Origin of the sequence: Mesorhizobium sp. M7A.F.Ca.ET.027.03.2.1 (genome assembly GCF_003999175.1) — a bacterium.
Lineage (GTDB): Bacteria > Pseudomonadota > Alphaproteobacteria > Rhizobiales > Rhizobiaceae > Mesorhizobium.
Genome location: NZ_RZOM01001672.1, coordinates 1 through 742, shown reverse-complemented (window position 1 = coordinate 742; position 742 = coordinate 1). Strand labels below are relative to the sequence as shown.

The 742-nt window shown below is 64.4% G+C and carries 2 protein-coding genes; both read left to right on the top strand.

Annotated features, from left to right (window positions below; translation table 11 throughout):
* A partial coding sequence (locus EN750_RS37265) for an FAD-dependent oxidoreductase (protein WP_145968327.1) occupies nt 1-562 on the top strand: 562 nt, incomplete at its 5' end.
* 90 nt (nt 563-652) lie between these two features.
* On the top strand, nt 653-742 hold a 90-nt coding region (locus EN750_RS41585; RefSeq protein WP_145968326.1), incomplete at its 3' end, for a zinc-ribbon domain-containing protein.

Below are 742 nucleotides of genomic sequence, written 5' to 3'. Positions count from 1 at the left end.
GCTCGCCTTCGAGGAGATCGCGTTCTCGCCGGCCCTGCCCGACACGCATTTCGGCGCCTTCTTCGACCTGTCGATGGGCATGCTGACCAAATTGCCAGTCGAAATATCGGGCACCAGGCTCGGGCTGCAGCCCTTCGACGACCTGCTGATCGAACGGATGGCCAGGCACGACATCTACTTCCTCTGCTTCCCGTTCGACCTTGACTTGATGGTCGGCTTCGTCGGCGGCGATTTCGCCTGGGAAATGTCGGCGGCCGGCGAGGCGGCCGGCATCGACTTCGTCGTCGACCGGCTGTGTGGCATCTTCGGCGGCGATACGCGCAAGCATGTCGGACGCGCAATGATGACCAATTGGGGCGGCGAGCGCTTCGTGCGCGGCGCATATGCCGCGGCCCGCCCCGGCCGTTCACTGGCGCGCGCCGCACTCATGCAGCCGGTGGCCGACAAGATCTTCTTCGCCGGCGAGCATCTGGCCGGCTCGCTGGTCCAGACCTGCGGCGGCGCACGGCTGTCGGGCGAGGCGGTGGCAAGGCAGGTTGTCGCCCAGCTTGCGGCCAAATAGCTTCAGGAAAATGTGGAACACCGCGCGGCTGTTCGCGTTGGGCACGGGCCGCCGTGAACATTGTGTCACCTCCGGTGAATTGAGACCAACATGAAACTCTTCGACTGCCCGCATTGCGGCCATCGCATCTATTTCGAGAACGCCCAGTGCCTGAACTGCGGGAACCCCGTGCTCTACGAT